Annotated in this window: 14 protein-coding genes; 9 read left to right on the plus strand and 5 right to left on the minus strand. The window is 72.8% G+C overall.

Features of this window, described 5'->3' with window-relative positions; translation table 11 throughout:
• Positions 1 to 40: 40 nt before the first annotated feature.
• The 3 genes from fabG to BLW82_RS25400 are packed head-to-tail and all read right to left on the minus strand — an operon-like array spanning position 41 to position 1,810.
• Entirely contained in the window at positions 41 to 745 is a 705-nt protein-coding gene (gene fabG, locus BLW82_RS25390) for a 3-oxoacyl-ACP reductase FabG (protein WP_093502047.1), read from the minus strand.
• 44 nt (positions 746 to 789) lie between these two features.
• Positions 790 to 1,335, minus strand: a complete 546-nt coding sequence (locus BLW82_RS25395; RefSeq protein ID WP_093502049.1) for a flavin reductase family protein — start codon at positions 1,333 to 1,335, stop codon at positions 790 to 792.
• 19 nt (positions 1,336 to 1,354) lie between these two features.
• Positions 1,355 to 1,810 (minus strand): PaaI family thioesterase, encoded by a 456-nt coding sequence (locus tag BLW82_RS25400; RefSeq protein WP_093502051.1) that lies wholly within the window; start codon positions 1,808 to 1,810, stop codon positions 1,355 to 1,357.
• Positions 1,811 to 2,062: 252 nt separating this feature from the next.
• Here BLW82_RS25400 and BLW82_RS25405 point away from each other — a divergent pair, with 252 nt between their 5' ends.
• From BLW82_RS25405 to BLW82_RS25440, 8 genes are read left to right on the plus strand one after another with little or no spacing between them, the layout of a single operon-like run.
• On the plus strand, positions 2,063 to 2,941 hold the full coding sequence (locus tag BLW82_RS25405) for an arylamine N-acetyltransferase family protein (RefSeq protein ID WP_093502053.1): 879 nt from the start codon (positions 2,063 to 2,065) through the stop codon (positions 2,939 to 2,941).
• A gap of 32 nt (positions 2,942 to 2,973) precedes the next feature.
• Entirely contained in the window at positions 2,974 to 4,023 is a 1,050-nt protein-coding gene (locus BLW82_RS25410) for a 3-oxoacyl-ACP synthase III family protein (protein WP_093502055.1), read from the plus strand.
• Positions 4,020 to 5,111 (plus strand): beta-ketoacyl-ACP synthase III, encoded by a 1,092-nt coding sequence (locus BLW82_RS25415; RefSeq protein ID WP_093502057.1) that lies wholly within the window; start codon positions 4,020 to 4,022, stop codon positions 5,109 to 5,111. Before BLW82_RS25410 ends, BLW82_RS25415 begins: the two co-directional genes overlap by 4 nt.
• Complete coding sequence (locus tag BLW82_RS25420; protein ID WP_093502059.1) at positions 5,108 to 5,362, plus strand: acyl carrier protein; 255 nt, start codon at positions 5,108 to 5,110, stop codon at positions 5,360 to 5,362. The genes BLW82_RS25415 and BLW82_RS25420 overlap by 4 nt, the downstream gene beginning before the upstream one ends.
• Before the next feature lie 44 nt (positions 5,363 to 5,406).
• The gene (aroA, locus tag BLW82_RS25425; protein ID WP_093502061.1) at positions 5,407 to 8,358 is read left to right on the plus strand and encodes a 3-phosphoshikimate 1-carboxyvinyltransferase; all 2,952 of its coding nucleotides are present in this window, start codon (positions 5,407 to 5,409) and stop codon (positions 8,356 to 8,358) included.
• On the plus strand, positions 8,355 to 9,539 hold the full coding sequence (locus BLW82_RS25430) for an acyl-CoA dehydrogenase family protein (RefSeq protein ID WP_093502063.1): 1,185 nt from the start codon (positions 8,355 to 8,357) through the stop codon (positions 9,537 to 9,539). Before aroA ends, BLW82_RS25430 begins: the two co-directional genes overlap by 4 nt.
• Entirely contained in the window at positions 9,536 to 10,369 is an 834-nt protein-coding gene (locus BLW82_RS25435) for a 1-cyclohexenylcarbonyl-CoA reductase (protein WP_093502065.1), read from the plus strand. The genes BLW82_RS25430 and BLW82_RS25435 overlap by 4 nt, the downstream gene beginning before the upstream one ends.
• Entirely contained in the window at positions 10,370 to 12,433 is a 2,064-nt protein-coding gene (locus tag BLW82_RS25440; protein WP_093502067.1) for an oxidoreductase, read from the plus strand.
• Here BLW82_RS25440 and BLW82_RS25445 read toward each other — a convergent pair.
• Complete coding sequence (locus BLW82_RS25445) at positions 12,348 to 12,935, minus strand: TetR/AcrR family transcriptional regulator (protein WP_256215953.1); 588 nt, start codon at positions 12,933 to 12,935, stop codon at positions 12,348 to 12,350. The two genes, BLW82_RS25440 and BLW82_RS25445, sit on opposite strands and share 86 nt — an antisense overlap.
• A gap of 96 nt (positions 12,936 to 13,031) precedes the next feature.
• On the opposite strand from BLW82_RS25445, the gene BLW82_RS25450 reads away from it, so the two are divergent.
• The gene (locus BLW82_RS25450) at positions 13,032 to 14,063 is read left to right on the plus strand and encodes a DsbA family protein (protein ID WP_177233063.1); all 1,032 of its coding nucleotides are present in this window, start codon (positions 13,032 to 13,034) and stop codon (positions 14,061 to 14,063) included.
• A 105-nt stretch (positions 14,064 to 14,168) separates the two neighbouring features.
• Here BLW82_RS25450 and BLW82_RS25455 read toward each other — a convergent pair whose 3' ends face one another.
• Entirely contained in the window at positions 14,169 to 14,765 is a 597-nt protein-coding gene (locus tag BLW82_RS25455; protein ID WP_218162381.1) for a response regulator transcription factor, read from the minus strand.
• Positions 14,766 to 14,775 lie beyond the last annotated feature (10 nt).

A 14,775-nucleotide genomic window follows, 5' to 3' on the forward strand; every position in this document is an offset into this window, starting at 1 on the left:
CCGGGGGCCGCCGCCCTGGTCGTGCCGCCGACGGGTGGGGTCAGTGGCCCATGCCGAGCCCGCCGTCCACCGGCAGGACGGCACCGGTCACGTACGCCGCCTGCGGCGAGGCCAGCCAGAACACCGCCTCGGCGACCTCCTCGGCGGAGGCGCTGCGGCCGAGCGGCACCTCGCCGAGGATCCGCTCCCGGCGCTGTTCCCCGAGCCCTTCGGTCATGTCGGTGTCCACGAGTCCGGGGGCGACGACGTTCACGGTGATCGCGCGCGGGCCGAACTCACGGGCCAGGGAACGGGCCATGCCGACCATGCCGGCCTTGCTGGCCGCATAGTTGGCCTGGCCCGCGGAGCCGCGCAGGCCGGCCACGGAGGACAGGAAGATCATCCGGCCGGCGCGCCGCCGCACCATGTCGACGGACGCCTGACGGGCGACCCGGAAGGCGCCGCCGAGGTTGGTCTCCAGCACGCGGAAGAACTGCTCGTCGTCCATCCGCATCAGCAGCCCGTCCTCGGTGATGCCGGCGTTCGCGACCAGGACCTCGACCGGTCCGTGCGCCGCCTCCGCCTCGGCGAAGGCCTGGGCCACCTGGGCGGCGTCCGTGACGTCGCACTTGACGCCGAGCAGTCCTTCCGGGGCGCCCGAGCCGCGGTGGGTGACCGCCACGGCGTCGCCGTGCGCGGCGAACCTCCGGGCCACCGCGAGCCCGATGCCGCGGTTGCCGCCTGTGACCAGTACCGAACGTCCCACAGTCCTGTGCTCCTTCTCTTTCCTCGATCGGTTCACGGATTCGGTCAGTGTCTGAGGGCGGCGTAACCGCCCTGATGGTGGATCAGCGGAGGCCGGACGGGATCGGCCACGTGCACGGCGCCGACCCGGCCGAGGAAGAGCACGTGGTCGCCACCGGGGTAGCAGTGCTCGGTGCGGCACTCGAGCGAGAACACGGCGTCGGCGAGCAGCACGTGCCCGCTGTCGCCGACCCGCCCGCCGAGGCGCTCCTGTGCGGTCAGGCCGCGCGGCCGGTCCCGCGCGGCGAACGCCGCGGACAGCTCCGCCTGGTCCTCGGCGAGAACGTTCACGGCGAAGCCGCCGGCGTCCTCGATCGCACCGCGCAGCCGTCCGTTCGCCCCGATGCTGACCAGCACCAGCAGGGGGTCGAGCGAGACGGAGGTGACCGAACTCGCCGTCACCGCCTCGGTGGCCCCGCCGCTGCCGGCCGTGATCACCGTCACGCCGGTGGGCAGATGACCCATCGCCCGGCGGAACACCGTGGCATCCGGCTCCGGGGCTGCGGCACTGTCACCCGCGCTGCCGGGCCGCCGCGCAACATGCGTCGACATGCGTTCGCCTCTCTCGGGTTCAGCGCTTGTACACCAGGCAGGTCAGCCGGGCCGTACACGTCAGCCGCCCGCGGTCGTCGGTGATGGAGACCTGGTACGTCGCCACCCGGTCCCCCTGCTGCAGCGGAGTGCAGACACCGGTCACGAGGCCGCTGCGGGCCGGCCGGTGGTGGGTACAGGACAGTTCGAGCCCGGCCACCGTTCCCCGGGGGGCGACGTGGATGCCCGCCGCGACCGATCCGAGGGTCTCGGCGAGCACCGCGTTCGCGCCCCCGTGCAGCCAGCCGAACGGCTGCTGGTTGCCCTCCACGGGCATCGTGCCGACCAGGCGGTCCGCGTCCCACGAAACGATCTCGATGCCCATCCGCGTGACGAGCTGCCGGTCCACCAGCGAGGGCGGAACGGACAGCAGACTGCGGGGCACGAGTTCCGGTGCCGGCCCGGGCACGTCGGCCCGCACGGCCTTGCTCTCCATAGGTCTCTTCTCCTGGGTCACGGGCCCGAACGGAGTTCGTCACCGGGCGCATTCCGTACTGTCGCGCGCCCGGGCGGCGCGGCCAAGACCTGATCCAGGTACCCGAATCTCACCGGAGGGCGACGTCATCGGGGTGCACCATCGAGCAGGGCAGTCGGGTCTTATAAGCGCGAATCCGGTCCCTCAGGATTCACCACGACAACGTTTCGTGGAACAGCCGGACTCCCGTATCCCGAGCTATCGGAGAACCCCTTGGAATTCGCTTCCCATTCCGCCGCGCCGCCGGATTCCGGGCAGCTCCGGCTCCCCTGGGACGAGTATCTGCGCCGACTGGGCCACGAGGGTCCGGTCGAGCCGACCGTGGACTGCCTGCGGGCCCTGCTGACGGCCCATCTGCGCGCCGTTCCCTACGAGATGCTCGAATCCCTCGAAGGGGTCCGGCCCTCGCTGGAGTACGCCGACATCTTCGACAAACTCGTCCGGCGCCGCCGCGGCGGCACCTGCCTGGAGGCCACCCCGCTGTTCGGCCGCTTCCTGCGGGAGGCCGGCTTCGAGGTGCGACTGGTGGCCGCGCAGATGTGGCGGGTCAGCGGCGAGTGGTGGCCGCACTGGGACCACCTGGTGCTGCTGGTCACGGCCGAGGGCACCACCTGGCTGGTCGACGTGGGGTTCCTGATGCTCTCCGCGCCGGAACCCCTGGACATCTCCGGGGCCCCTCAGGAGCAGGCCGGCTGGACGTTCCGCGTGGTACGCGAGGACGACGGTCCGACCCTGCTGCGCGCCGGCGCGGACGGGGTCTGGACGCCGGTCTACCGCTTCGCCGAGCAGCCGCTGGACATCCCCGACTACGCCTGGATCGTCGACTTCCACCTGGCGGCGGAGGACTCTCCGCTGACCGGCAGCGTGCTCTGTTCGCGCACCCTGCCCGACGGCAAGGTCGTCGTCCTGGGCGACAACGTCGTACGAGCCCGCGACGGCGCCCAGACGATCGACTATCTCGCCGACGCGAATGCCGCGGAACAGGCCCTCGGCGAGGTGCTTGCGGGCCATCCGGCGCTTCTGGCGGAGGCGGTCGACGCATGGCGCAAGGCCAGGGCAAATCGGCGGGAGAACGCACGCCGGATCATCTGAACCGCTTCACAGAAATGAACAGGAAACCTCGAATGGACATATTCGGAGCACCGCTGGAGCGGTCCTGGGGCGTGGGAATTCGGGCGGTCGGCGGATATCTCCCCGAGAAGACGGTCAGCAATGCCGACCTGGAGGAGATCCTCCTCACCCGGGACGACTGGATCAGGGAGAACATCGGCGTGGAGACACGCCGGATGGCCGCCGAGGACGAGTGGACCTCGGACCTGGGGGCCGCCGCGCTCAAGGACGCCTGCGCCCGGGCGGGCATCGACCCCTCCGAGGTGGACCTCGTCGTCTGCGGCACCTACACACCGGACAACATGGCACCGCCCACGGCGATGCTGGTGATCGAGAAGGCCGGCGCCCACGGGGCCACCGGGTTCGACGTCAACAGCGGTGCCTGCCCGGGAGGCGTGTTCGCCCTCGACGTCGGCGCCAAGTACCTCGCCTCCGGCGAGTACCGGCGGGTCGCCGTGGTGCTCGCCGACGTCAACACCCGGACCATGGACTGGAAGGACCCCGGACCGGCGGTCATCTTCGGCGACGGCGCCGCCTGCTACCTGCTGGAGCGCTGCCGTCCCGGCCGGGGCGTCGGCCGCACGCTGCTGCACAGCGACCCGTCCCGCTACCAGGCCGTCTGGGTGGCCCGCGAGAAGCGGACCCTGCGCGACGGCCGTCCGCTGACCAGCGCCTTCGGCGACAACTTCGCCTCACTCTCGGGCAAGGCCGTGCACGACTTCGCCGTCGGTGAAGTGCCCGTGCTCATCGAGACGTTGCTGGAACGGGCAGGACAAAAGCCCTCGGACGTCGACCTGTTCGCCCTCCATCAGGCGAACCTGTACATCGTGCGCGGCATCATGGCCGCCCTGGGCGTACCGGACGACCGCACCGTCACCAACATCCAGAAGTACGGCAACACCTCGGGCGCCAGCGTCCCCCTGGTCCTGCGGGAGGCCGAGGACCTCGGCCGGCTCTCTCCGGGCGACCTGGTGGTGCTCGCCGCGTTCGGCTCGGGCCTGAACGTCGGCGTGGCGCTGGTCCGCTGGTGCGGGGCGGCGGACTTCGAGGCGGTGGCGGCGTGAGCACCCCGCCACCGGACCGGGGCCAGGCCTTCCGGGGAGCCCTGACCGGCCTGCTCGGTATCGGCACCTACCTGCCGTCGCGGCAGATCACCAACGAGGCGATCTGCGAGCGGATCGACAGTTCGGACGACTGGATCCGCAGCCGCTCGGGGATCCGGGTCCGCTACTGGGCCGAACCGACCGAGACGGTCGAGTTCATGGCCGCCACCGCTGCCGAACGGGCCCTGGAACACGCCGGGATCGCCGCCGACGAGGTCGGCTGCGTGATCGTGTCCACCGTCTCCCACCTGCACCAGTTCCCCTCCCTCGCGGCCGGTGTCGCCCACCGCATCGGCGCCGTCGCACCGGGCGCCTTCGACATCTCGGCCGGATGCGCCGGCTTCTGCTACGGGCTGTCGCTGGCGTCCGACATGGTCGCGGCGGGCAGTGCCCGGTACGTGCTCGTCATCGCCGTGGAACGGCTCTCCGAACTGCTCGACCAGGAGGACCGGGACACCGCCTTCCTCTTCGGCGACGGAGCCGGCGCCGCCGTGGTCGGGCCCACCGACCGGCCCGGCGTGGGCCCGGTGGTCTGGGGTTCCGACGGATCCCACAAGGAGACCATCCGGCAGAGCCACTCCTGGGCCGCGCTGCGCGACACCCCCGCCCCCGGCTGGCCGGTGATCACCATGGACGGCCGCGAGGTCTTCCGGTGGGCCGCCTACCAGCTCGGCCCCGTGGCCGAACAGGCGCTGGAACGGGCCGGGGTGACCGTCGGGGACCTCGACTCCTTCGTCCCGCACCAGGCCAACGCGCGGATCACCGACGAGCTGGTCAAGGGGCTCGGCATCCCCGGCCACGTCGCGGTGGCCCGCAGCGTCGAGATCCACGGCAACACCTCCGCGGTGTCGATCCCGCTCGCCATCCAGGAGCTGCTCGCCTCCGGCGAGGCGAGGCCCGGCGGGCTCGCCCTGCTGCTGTCCTTCGGCACCGGCCTCGTCTGGGCCGGCCAGGTCGTCCGGCTCCCGCCGGCACCCGCCGGACCACCCGTCCCGGCCTCCACCGCACCGGCCGCACCGGCCGCACCGAACAAGGAGAACCCGTCATGACCGCTGTGCAGAGCGACACCCTGCAGATCCTCAAGGAGATCCTCGACGAGGTCGCCGGGATCCCGGCGGAGGACGTCACGCCGGACAGCTCGTTCACCGACGACCTGAGCCTGGACTCGCTGACCGTCGTGTCGCTGTTCGTCCTGGTCCAGCGCCGCTTCGGCACCGAGGTGCCCAACGCCGTCTTCGACAGGCTCACCACCGTCGGAAAGGCCGTCGCCTACCTCGAACGCGGTGAGATCCCGGCCTGACCGGCCCTCTCCCGCCCCGACTCGACGAGCCGGAAAGGCAGTTCATGCATCTCATGGTCAGGCCGACCAGAAAGCCGCTGCACGGCGAGCTGCTGGTCCCCCCTTCCAAGTACCACGTGCACCGCGCGCTGATCCTCGCCTCGCTCGCCGACGGCACCAGCCGGATCAAGGGCGTCTCGGACGCCCGCCACGTCCAGTACACCGTCCGCCTGCTGCGCGACCTCGGCACCCGCATCGACGTCGAGGGCGACACGTACGTCGTGCGGGGCGGCCGTTACCGCCCGCGCCGGGCGACCGTCACCGCCGGCAGCTCCGGCACCACGCTGTACTTCATGCTCGGTCTCGCCGCGCTGGCGGAGGCCCCCGTCACCGTGACCGGCCAGAAGTACTTCCGGCGCAGACCGGTCGGCCCGCTGCTCGACGCGCTGCGGCAACTGGGCGTCTCCCTGGACTCCGCGGACGGCTGCCCGCCCGTGCACGTGACCCCCGGCCGGCCCACCGGCGGCCGGGTGGTGATACCGGGCACCCTGTCGCAGTGGATCTCGGGGCTGCTCCTGCTCGCCCCGTTCGCCACCGGCCCCACCGTGGTGGAGGTGCGCGGCGAGCTGAACGAGCGCCCGTACGTGGAGCTGACGGTGGCGATGATGCGTCGCTTCGGACTCCGGGTGAGCGTGTCCGGCGACTGGCGGCGGTTCGAGATCGAGCCCGGACAGAGCGCCCGACCGGCCGACCTGACCCTGCCGCCGGACATCGGTTCCGCCGCGTTCGGGATCGCGGCCGCCGCCCTCCACCCCTCCGACGTGCTCCTGCGGGGCATCACCCGGCTCGACGGCGACCCGCACGACCACCCCGAGATCGGCCTTCTCGACGTCCTGCGGCGCATGGGCGTGCCGATGACCGTGGACCCGGCGGCCGGCGGTGTCCGCATCCGCCACGACGGCACCCGGCTGCGCGGCACGACGGTGGACTGCCGGGAGGTCCCGGACATGCTCCCGGTGCTGTCGACCCTGGCCGCCCTGGCCGAAGGCGAGACGGTCTTCGAACACGTGGGACACGTCCGCCTCAAGGAGTCCGACCGGGTCACCGCGATGCTCCAGCTGAACGCGATGGGCGCCGACCTCACCCTGGAGGGCGACCGGCTCCGGGTGCGGGGGGTGCCCACCCTCACGGGCGCGCGCCTGTCCTCGTACAACGACCACCGGATCCTGATGTCGCTCGCCCTGGCCGGCACCCGGGCACACGGCGTCACCTCCCTCACCTACCCGCAGGCCTACCGGATCTCCTATCCGGGGTTCCTGTCGGACCTGACAGGCCTGGGGCTGCGGCTCTCCGTCGAGCAGGGACGCGCGCCGGCGTCGCCCGCCTCGCCCTCCGAGCACCTGCGGTACTGGGCCGCGCACCGCCCGGCGGACACCGCCCTGGTGGACGTGCGGGACGGGTACGACACCGAGATCACCTGGCGGGAGCTCGACCAGCGGGTCGACCGGGCGGCCGCCACCCTGCTGGCCCTCGGTGTGCGGCCGGGCGAGTCGGTCGCCTACCAGCTCCCCAACTGGGCCGAGTTCGTGGAGGTCTCGCTCGCGGCACTGCGCATCGGCGCCGTCTGCTGCCCGCTCATGCCGATCCTCCGGCAACGGGAGATGGCCTTCGCCCTGCGCCGCTCCGGCGCCCGCGTGCTGTTGATCGCCGACAGTTTCCGCAACCGGGACCACCGCAGGGAGACCGAGTCCTGGTTCGCCGAGGACCCGGCGGGCCGGGCCCGGGTCCGCCATGTGGCCGTGGTGTCGGCCGACGGGGAAGAGGTGGAGCTGCCCGCCGACGGCTCCGGACCGGCCTGGCACGACTGGGGTGCCACGACCGCCGCCGCGCACGTCGACCGCGAGGCACTCGCCGCCCGGCGGCCGGCCTCCGACGCCCTCGCACAGCTGCTGTTCACCTCGGGGACCACCGGCGAGCCCAAGGGCGTCCTGCACCGGAACGACACGCTCGGGCACGCCGCCCGGCTGCAGGCCGAACGGCTCGGACTGGACGACCGCGACGTGGTCTTCGTCCCGTCCCCGCTGGCCCACCAGACGGGGTTCCTCTACGGGATGTGGCTGGCCGTCGCCCTCGGGGTCCCCCAGGTGGTCCAGGCGCACTGGAACCCCCGCACCGCGCTGCGGGCGGTCGCCGAACACGGTGCCACCTTCGTCCAGGCGGCGACACCGTTCCTGGCCGATCTGCTGAAGGAGGTCGAGGCGGGGGAGCGCACGGCGCGGACGCTGCGTACCTTCGTCGTGACCGGAGCCGCGGTGCCGCGGAACCTGGCCGAGCGGGCCACCTCGGTGCTCGGCACGGCGATCTGCGGCGCGTTCGGCACCACGGAGACCTGCCTGGGGTCGCTCTCCGCTCCGGACGACCCGCCCGAGAAGGCCTGGGGCACCGACGGCCGGGCCATGTCCGGGGTCGGGCTCAGGGTGACCGACGACGCCGGACAGGCGCTGCCGGCCGGCCTCGAGGGCAACTTCGAGGTCCGGTCCCCCACCGGGTTCGTGGGCTACCTGGACCGTCCCGACCTGACGGCCGAGGCCTGGACGGCCGACGGCTGGTACCGCACCGGGGACCTCGCCGTCATCGACTCCGACGGCTACGTCCGGATCACCGGCCGGGTCAAGGACGTGATCAACCGGGGCGGGGAGAAGGTCCCCGTCGCCGAGATCGAGGAACTGCTGCACCAGCACCCCTCGGTGGACGAGGTCGCGGTGGTCGGCACACCGGACGAGCGGCTCGGCGAACGCGCCTGCGCCTTCGTGTCGCTGGTCGACGGCGCCGACCTCGACCTGGAGGCGATGCGCAAGTACCTGGACCACCACCAGGTCTCCAAGCACTACTGGCCGGAGCGGCTGGAGCTGGTCGACCGGCTGCCCCGCAATCCGGCCGGCAAGGTCCAGAAGTTCGTTCTCCGGCAGTGGGCCGAAGCCCGCTGCGCACCCGCACTCCAGGAGCAGAAGGCATGAGCATCACCGAGGTCGCACCGGCGGCGCCGGGCATCGCGCCCGCCGAGTTCGAGGAACTGCGCGCCCAGGTCGCCGCGTACGTGGCGGGACCGGCCGAGGAGTGGGCCCAGCGGATCGAGCGCACCGGCACGGTCCCCGAGGACCTCTGGACCGAGTTGCGCGAACTGGGCTACCTGTCGCTGGCCGCCCCGCGCGAGTACGGCGGGCGTGGCCTCTCCTTCCCGCAGTGGATGGACCTGATGGAGCTGTTCTCCCGCTCCCACGGCTCCCTGCGCATGGTGGTGCACGTGGTCAACGGGACCTGGCGGGCGATGGACCGGTTCGCCACCCCGGAACAGCGGGAGCGGTTCGTGCTGCCCTCCGTCGCCGGCCGGCTCAAGGTCGCCTTCACGCTCACCGAGCCGGACGCGGGCACCGGCGCCGACATCCGCTCCAGCGTGGTCCGGGAGGGCGACACCTACTACCTGAGCGGTGCCAAGCACCTCATCACCTTCGGCGTACGGTGCGACTACTGGCTGCTGGCCGCGCGGCTGGCCGGCAGTACGGGACACGAGGGCACCGTCGCCCTCATGGTGCCGCGGGACGCGGCCGGGGTCACCGTCGAGGACACCTCGCAGACCATGGGTGTCACCGGCACCGACCACGCCCGGCTGGCCTTCGACCGGACGCCGGTCCCGGTGGCGAACCGGCTCGGTGCCGAGGGGGACGGCCTCGCGGTCGCCCTGGGCGGGTTCCTGACCCCTTCACGGATCTCGGTGGCGATGAGCTGCGTGGGGCTGGCCCGGCGCGCCCAGGAACTCGCCCTGGAGTACGCCCGGAACCGGGTGACCTTCGGCCGGCCGCTCACCTCGCGGCAGGCCCTGCAGTTCATGCTGGCCGAGAACGAGGCGGACATCGAGGCGGCCAGGCAGCTCACCCTGCACGCGGCCCGCCGTTGGGAGGCCGGGGCGGACGAGGCCTCGATGCTCTCGTCGATGGCCAAGCTGACCGCGGTTGACATGCTCGGGCGGGTCACCGACAAGGCCCTGCAGGTGCACGGCGGTTCCGGCTACTGGAGGTCCAGCCCGATCGAGCGGGTGTACCGGGACGCCCGGGCCCAGCGCTTCGAGGAGGGCACCAACGAGATCCAGAAGACCGTCGTCTTCCGCGAGCTCCTGAGCCGGACGGAGGTGACCCGATGACCGCTCGGGACGGGAGCTTCCAGGACCGGGTGACGCTGATCACCGGTGCCTCCCGCGGCATCGGGCGGGCGCTTGCGCTCACCCTCGGCCGGGGCGGCGCCACCGTCGTGGTGAACTACAAGAAGAACGCCGACCTGGCCGAGAAGACCGTGGCCGAACTGGAGGAGGCGGGCGGGCGCGGTCTCGCGGTGCGGGCCGACGTCGAGACCGTGGAGGGCGTGGAGAGCCTCTTCGCCGTGGTGAAGGAGGAGTTCGGACGGCTGGACCACTTCGTGTCCAACGCGGCGGCCGGCGCCTTCAAGAACATCCTGGACCTCAAGCCGCACCATCTGGACCGCACCTATGCCATGAACCTGCGGCCGTTCGTGCTCGGCGCGCAGCAGGCGGTCCGGCTGATGGACGCCGGGGGCCGGATCGTGGCCCTGTCGAGCTACGGCAGCATCCGCGCCTACCCGACGTACGCCGCGCTCGGCTCCATGAAGGCCGCCCTCGAGTCCTGGGTCCGGTACATGGCCATGGAGTTCGCCCCCTACGGCATCAACGTGAACGCGGTCAACGGCGGCCTGATCGACTCCGACTCCCTGGAGTACTTCTACGGGGTGCCGGGGATGGCCGACATGGCCACGGTGCTCGAACGCATTCCGAAGGGGCGGCCCGGCTCGGTCCAGGAGGTGGCCGACTCCGTCGCCTTCCTGCTCTCGCCGGGCGCCGAGTACATCACGGGCCAGACTCTGGTGGTGGACGGCGGGCTGAGCGTGGTCGCCCCGCCGTTCTTCGCCGACACCACGGCGCCGCTCAGCCTGGGCGAGCGGCCCACCTGGGAGGCGTAGGTGCTGGACCACGTCTTCCGCCCGGGCTCGCTGGGTGGGCTGCGGACCGCCAACCGGATCGTGATGGGCGCCATGCACCTCAATCTGGAGGCGCGCGCGGACGGCGGTGCCGCGATGGCGGCGTTCTACGCGGAACGGGCCCGCGGCGGCGCCGGCCTCATCGTCACCGGTGGCTGCGCGGTCAGCCCGGAGGGCTCGGGCGGACGGCTCTACGCCAGGATCGACGACCCCGCCCGGCACGCCGCCCTGGCCGCCTGGGCGGAGGCGGTGCACCGCGAGGGCGGGCGGATCGCGCTCCAGCTGTTCCACGCCGGCCGGTACGCCGCGGGGGACGCCACGGGGCACACCCCCGTGGCGCCGTCGGCGCTGGCCGGCCGGTCCGGCGGGGAGCCCCCGAAGATGCTGGACGAAGCAGAGATCCAGACGGTGATCCGCCGTTTCGCCGACGGCGCGCACCAGGCCAGGGCCCTGGGGTTCGACGCGGTCGAGGTGATGGCCTCCGAGGGGTACCTGCTCAACCAGTTCCTGTCCCCGCTGACCAACGTGCGGGACGACGCGTGGGGCGGCGACGCCACCCGGCGGATGCGGTTCCCCCTGGCCGTCATGGCCGCCGTACGGGCCGCGGTCGGTCCCGGCTTCCCGGTGCTCTTCCGTGTCTCGGGAGCGGACCTGATGCCCGGCTCCACCCCTCCGTCGGAGACCCAGGACTTCGCGGTCGCGCTGGCGCGGGCCGGGGCCGACGCGCTGAACATCGGCGTGGGCTGGCACGAGTCCCGGGTGCCGACCGTGCAGAGCCTGGTGCGGCCAGGTGCGTGGACCGGACACGCCGCCCGGATCCGCCGGGCGGTGCGGGCGGCCGGTCTGGAGACACCGGTGATCGCCTCCAACCGGATCAACCGGATGGAGCTCGCCGAACGGGTACTGGCCTCGGGACAGGCCGACTTCGTCTCCATGGCGAGGCCCTTCCTCGCGGACCCGGAGATCGTCCGCAAGGCACGGCGTCCGGGCCGGGCGCCGGCCAACATCTGCATCGCCTGCAACGAGGCGTGCATCGACCGTTCGCTGGGCGACGATCCGGTCTCCTGCATGGTCAATCCCCGGGCCGGGCGGGAGCTCGAGTTCCCGCGGCGGTCCCACGGACGCCGGCAGCCCCGTCCCGCCCGGCTCGCGGTGGTCGGCGGCGGCCCGGCCGGTCTGGAGGGCGGCCGGGCGCTGGCCGCGCTCGGACACCACGTCGAGCTCTTCGAGGCCGCCGACGAGCTGGGCGGGCAGTTCCGGCTGGCGCGGCTCGTCCCGGGCAAGGAGGATTTCGGCGAGACCGTCCGGTACTTCGCGGCCGAGCTGCGCAGGCTCGGCGTGCGGGTCCACCTGAACCGGCCGCTCGACGCCGCCGACGCGGACCTGTTGCGCGGCTTCGACGGGGTGCTGCTGGCGACCGGGGTCGTCCCCCGTCCGGCGGGCCTGCCCGGGGAACATCTGCCGCAGGTCGTCGACTACCAGCGCGCCTTCCGCCACCCCGGCGAGCTCGGGCGCCGGGTGGTGGTGATCGGTGGCGGCGGGGTCGCGGTCGACCTGGGGCATCTCCTGGCCGGCCGGCACCACGAGGTGTGCCTGCTGCGCCGCTCGGGACGCATCGGCGAGGGCATGGGCCGCAGCACCCGGTGGGCCGTACTGGCCGAGCTCCGTCGGCACGGGGTCAGGTGGCTGACCGGGGTGCGGTACCGCGCCGTGCTGCCGCAGGGGGTGCTGCTGCGGGACGCCGACGGGGCGGAGCGGCTCGTCCCGGCCGACACGGTGGTGGTCGCGGCGGGGCAGTCACCGGTGGACGCGCTGCGGCCGGTGCTGGCCGCGGCGGGCGTCGCGCACCGGTCGGCGGGCGGCGCGGCCGACGCACGGGGCCTGAACGCGGTGCGGGCGGTGGAGGAGGGCATGCGGGCCGCGCACGCGCTGGCCGGCGAGGCGGAACGGGCCGGCGACCTCAGGAGGCGCGCCGCAGTCCCTCCCACGCAGCGGCCGCCACGGCCTCGGCGGACAGCGGGTCCGGCCTCGTCAGCCATCGGGTGATCAGGCCGACGAAGGCGCCTGCGACGTAGTGCGCCCGCAGGTCGTTCGGCGGCGCCCCGTCGGACCGGGTACTCGCCGCGTCCATCTGCGCCGTGACCTCGTCGGCGAGCAGGTCACGGAGATGGTTGACGAACCTGGCCGTACCGTTAGGTCCCAGCATCTGCCGGTAGAGCCTGGCGTTCGACTCCACATGCCGGAAGAGCTCGACGAGCTCGGCGGGCATCCGGTCCGGCGGGTAGGCGAGCGGGCAGCGCGCGGCCGCGCGGGCGAGAGCGGTGATCTCGCTCTCCATGGCGGCGAGCAGCAGCTCGTCCCGGTCCTTGTAGTGCTGATAGACCGTGGCCCGGTTCACGGTGGCCCGTTCCGCGATGTCGGCCATCGTGATGGTGTCGGCGTCGCGTTCCGATGCCAGTTCCAGCGCCGCCGTCCGTAGCAGCGCACGCGTCCTGAGCACCCGAGGGTCGACGCGGCTGCCCGAGGTCTCTGCAGTGGGTTCCAACACCTTGCCAGACTACCGCCTGAACGACACCGAATGGATAAGCGACACATGTTGTACAGTGGGCCGCTGGTTCGTCGCGGCACTATCCGGAGGACGACGGTGCACATCAACGCCTGGGCCGACCTGACCTGTCCCTGGTGCTGTCTCGGCAGGCACCGCCTGCAGCGTGCCCTGGAGCTCTGGGAGGCCGACGGCCGGGAGCGGCCCGAGGTGATCTGGCACCCCTACCAGGTCGACCCGATGGCCCCGCGCATCGCCGTACCGCGCGACGAGGAGGCGGCCCGGCGCCGTGAGGAACTGCACAGTGCCGAGACCCGCGCGGCCTTCCTCGCGGAACTGGCGGAGGCGGAGGGGCCGGGATTCGCCTGGCGGCCGCGGTGGCGGGTCAGCACCTTCGACGCCCACCGGCTCGAGGCCCTGGCACGCCGGCACGGCGGGAACGCCCTGCAGGATGCCGTGAAGTCGGAGTTGCTGCGGGCTCACTTCGTGCGCGGGGAGAACCTGGGGGACCACGCCGTCCTGGCCGCCGCGGCGGAGGCCGCCGGCTTCCGCCACGCCCGCGAGGCCCTGGCGACCGGGGAGGGTGGGGCGCAGGTGCGCGCGGAGTCGGCGCGGGGAGCGACCGTCGGGGTCACCGCGGTACCCACGTTCGTGGTCGGGCGGCGCGCACTCGCGGGAGCGCAGGACCCGGAGGCGATCCTCGACTTCCTCCGCCAGGCCGCCGATGACCGGCGCTCGGACCCGCCGGGGGACGGGGCGCAGCCGCTCGGAACCGTGCAGGCGCCGGACCCGGTGGCCGCGTACCGGGAAGCGGGCCGGCTGCTGGAGGCGCGCGAGCCGCTGGAGGCGCTGCGGGTGCTGCAGCCGTGGTCCGGCGAGTTCGGTGGCGACTCCGCCGTACTTCTGCTGACCGCACGGTGCTATTTCGCTTCGGCGCAGCTCCGGCGGGCCGAAGAGGTGCTGCGGCGGATCGTCGAGGCGAACCCGACCGACGACTACGCCAGGTTCATGCTCGGCCGGTGCCTGCAGCGCCAGACCCGCCGGGAGGAGGCCAGGGTGCACCTGCGGATCGCCGTGTCCCTGAACCCGAGCCCCGAGTACGCGGACGCTCTCGCCCGGGTGGGCGGGTGATCGCGGCCGGTCGGCCGGGACGCGTGCCGACACTCCGCACGCGTCCCGCGTCGGCGGCCGGCCGGGCCGTGCACGCCCGGCCGGCGGACGCCGGGCCGTGGCCGGTCACACCGCCAGCAGGCCGTCCTCCATCGCCCGGACGACGGCGAGCGTGCGGTTCGGGCAGTTCAGCTTCGCCAGCACGTTGCCGACGAGCCGCTTCACGCCGTGTTCCGATATCTGCAGTTGACGCGAGACCTGCTTGTTGCTCAGCCCCTGTGCCACCAGCCGGAGAACCTGGAGCTCACGTGGTGTCAGGGTGGCGCCGGCCGGGCCCCAGGGCTGGGCGCTGTCGAGCGGATTCGGGCCGGCCCGCCCCAGAAGCCGTCGGGCCAGGGTGGCCGACACGTAGAACTTGCCCGCCGTGACGTCCGTGACGGCATCGGCGAGGATCCGCGGTTCGAGCCCGGCCCAGTCGACGAATCCCTGTGCCCCGCTCTGCGCCAGCCACGGTACGTCGAGTCCGTCCGGGCCGTCGACGAGCAGCAGAACCCTCATGCCGCGGCCGCACAGTCCGCGGATGGCGTCGCGGGCGTCGTCGGTCGCCAGATCGTCCGCGGACGCCAGCACCGCGTCGAACTGCCGGCGTTCCCAGGTTCTTATTTCGTCGACGCCGAAGTTGGCGCTGTGGACCGAGCTGATTCCGTCGAGGGAGCGGATCATGCCCTCAATG

Origin of the sequence: Streptomyces sp. Ag109_O5-10, assembly GCF_900105755.1 — a bacterium.
In the GTDB taxonomy this organism is placed as follows: domain Bacteria; phylum Actinomycetota; class Actinomycetes; order Streptomycetales; family Streptomycetaceae; genus Streptomyces.

What these genes read in the sequence shown, in the direction of transcription:
- BLW82_RS25435 (WP_093502065.1), top strand. Translation starts at nt 9,536, where the DNA reads ATGACCGCTCGGGACGGGAGCTTCCAGGACCGGGTGACGCTGATCACC.
- BLW82_RS25420 (WP_093502059.1), top strand. Translation starts at nt 5,108, where the DNA reads ATGACCGCTGTGCAGAGCGACACCCTGCAGATCCTCAAGGAGATCCTC.
- BLW82_RS25400 (WP_093502051.1), bottom strand. Translation starts at nt 1,810, where the DNA reads ATGGAGAGCAAGGCCGTGCGGGCCGACGTGCCCGGGCCGGCACCGGAA.
- BLW82_RS25430 (WP_093502063.1), top strand. Translation starts at nt 8,355, where the DNA reads ATGAGCATCACCGAGGTCGCACCGGCGGCGCCGGGCATCGCGCCCGCC.
- BLW82_RS25455 (WP_218162381.1), bottom strand. Translation starts at nt 14,765, where the DNA reads ATGATCCGCTCCCTCGACGGAATCAGCTCGGTCCACAGCGCCAACTTC.
- aroA (WP_093502061.1), top strand. Translation starts at nt 5,407, where the DNA reads ATGCATCTCATGGTCAGGCCGACCAGAAAGCCGCTGCACGGCGAGCTG.
- BLW82_RS25410 (WP_093502055.1), top strand. Translation starts at nt 2,974, where the DNA reads ATGGACATATTCGGAGCACCGCTGGAGCGGTCCTGGGGCGTGGGAATT.
- BLW82_RS25395 (WP_093502049.1), bottom strand. Translation starts at nt 1,335, where the DNA reads ATGTCGACGCATGTTGCGCGGCGGCCCGGCAGCGCGGGTGACAGTGCC.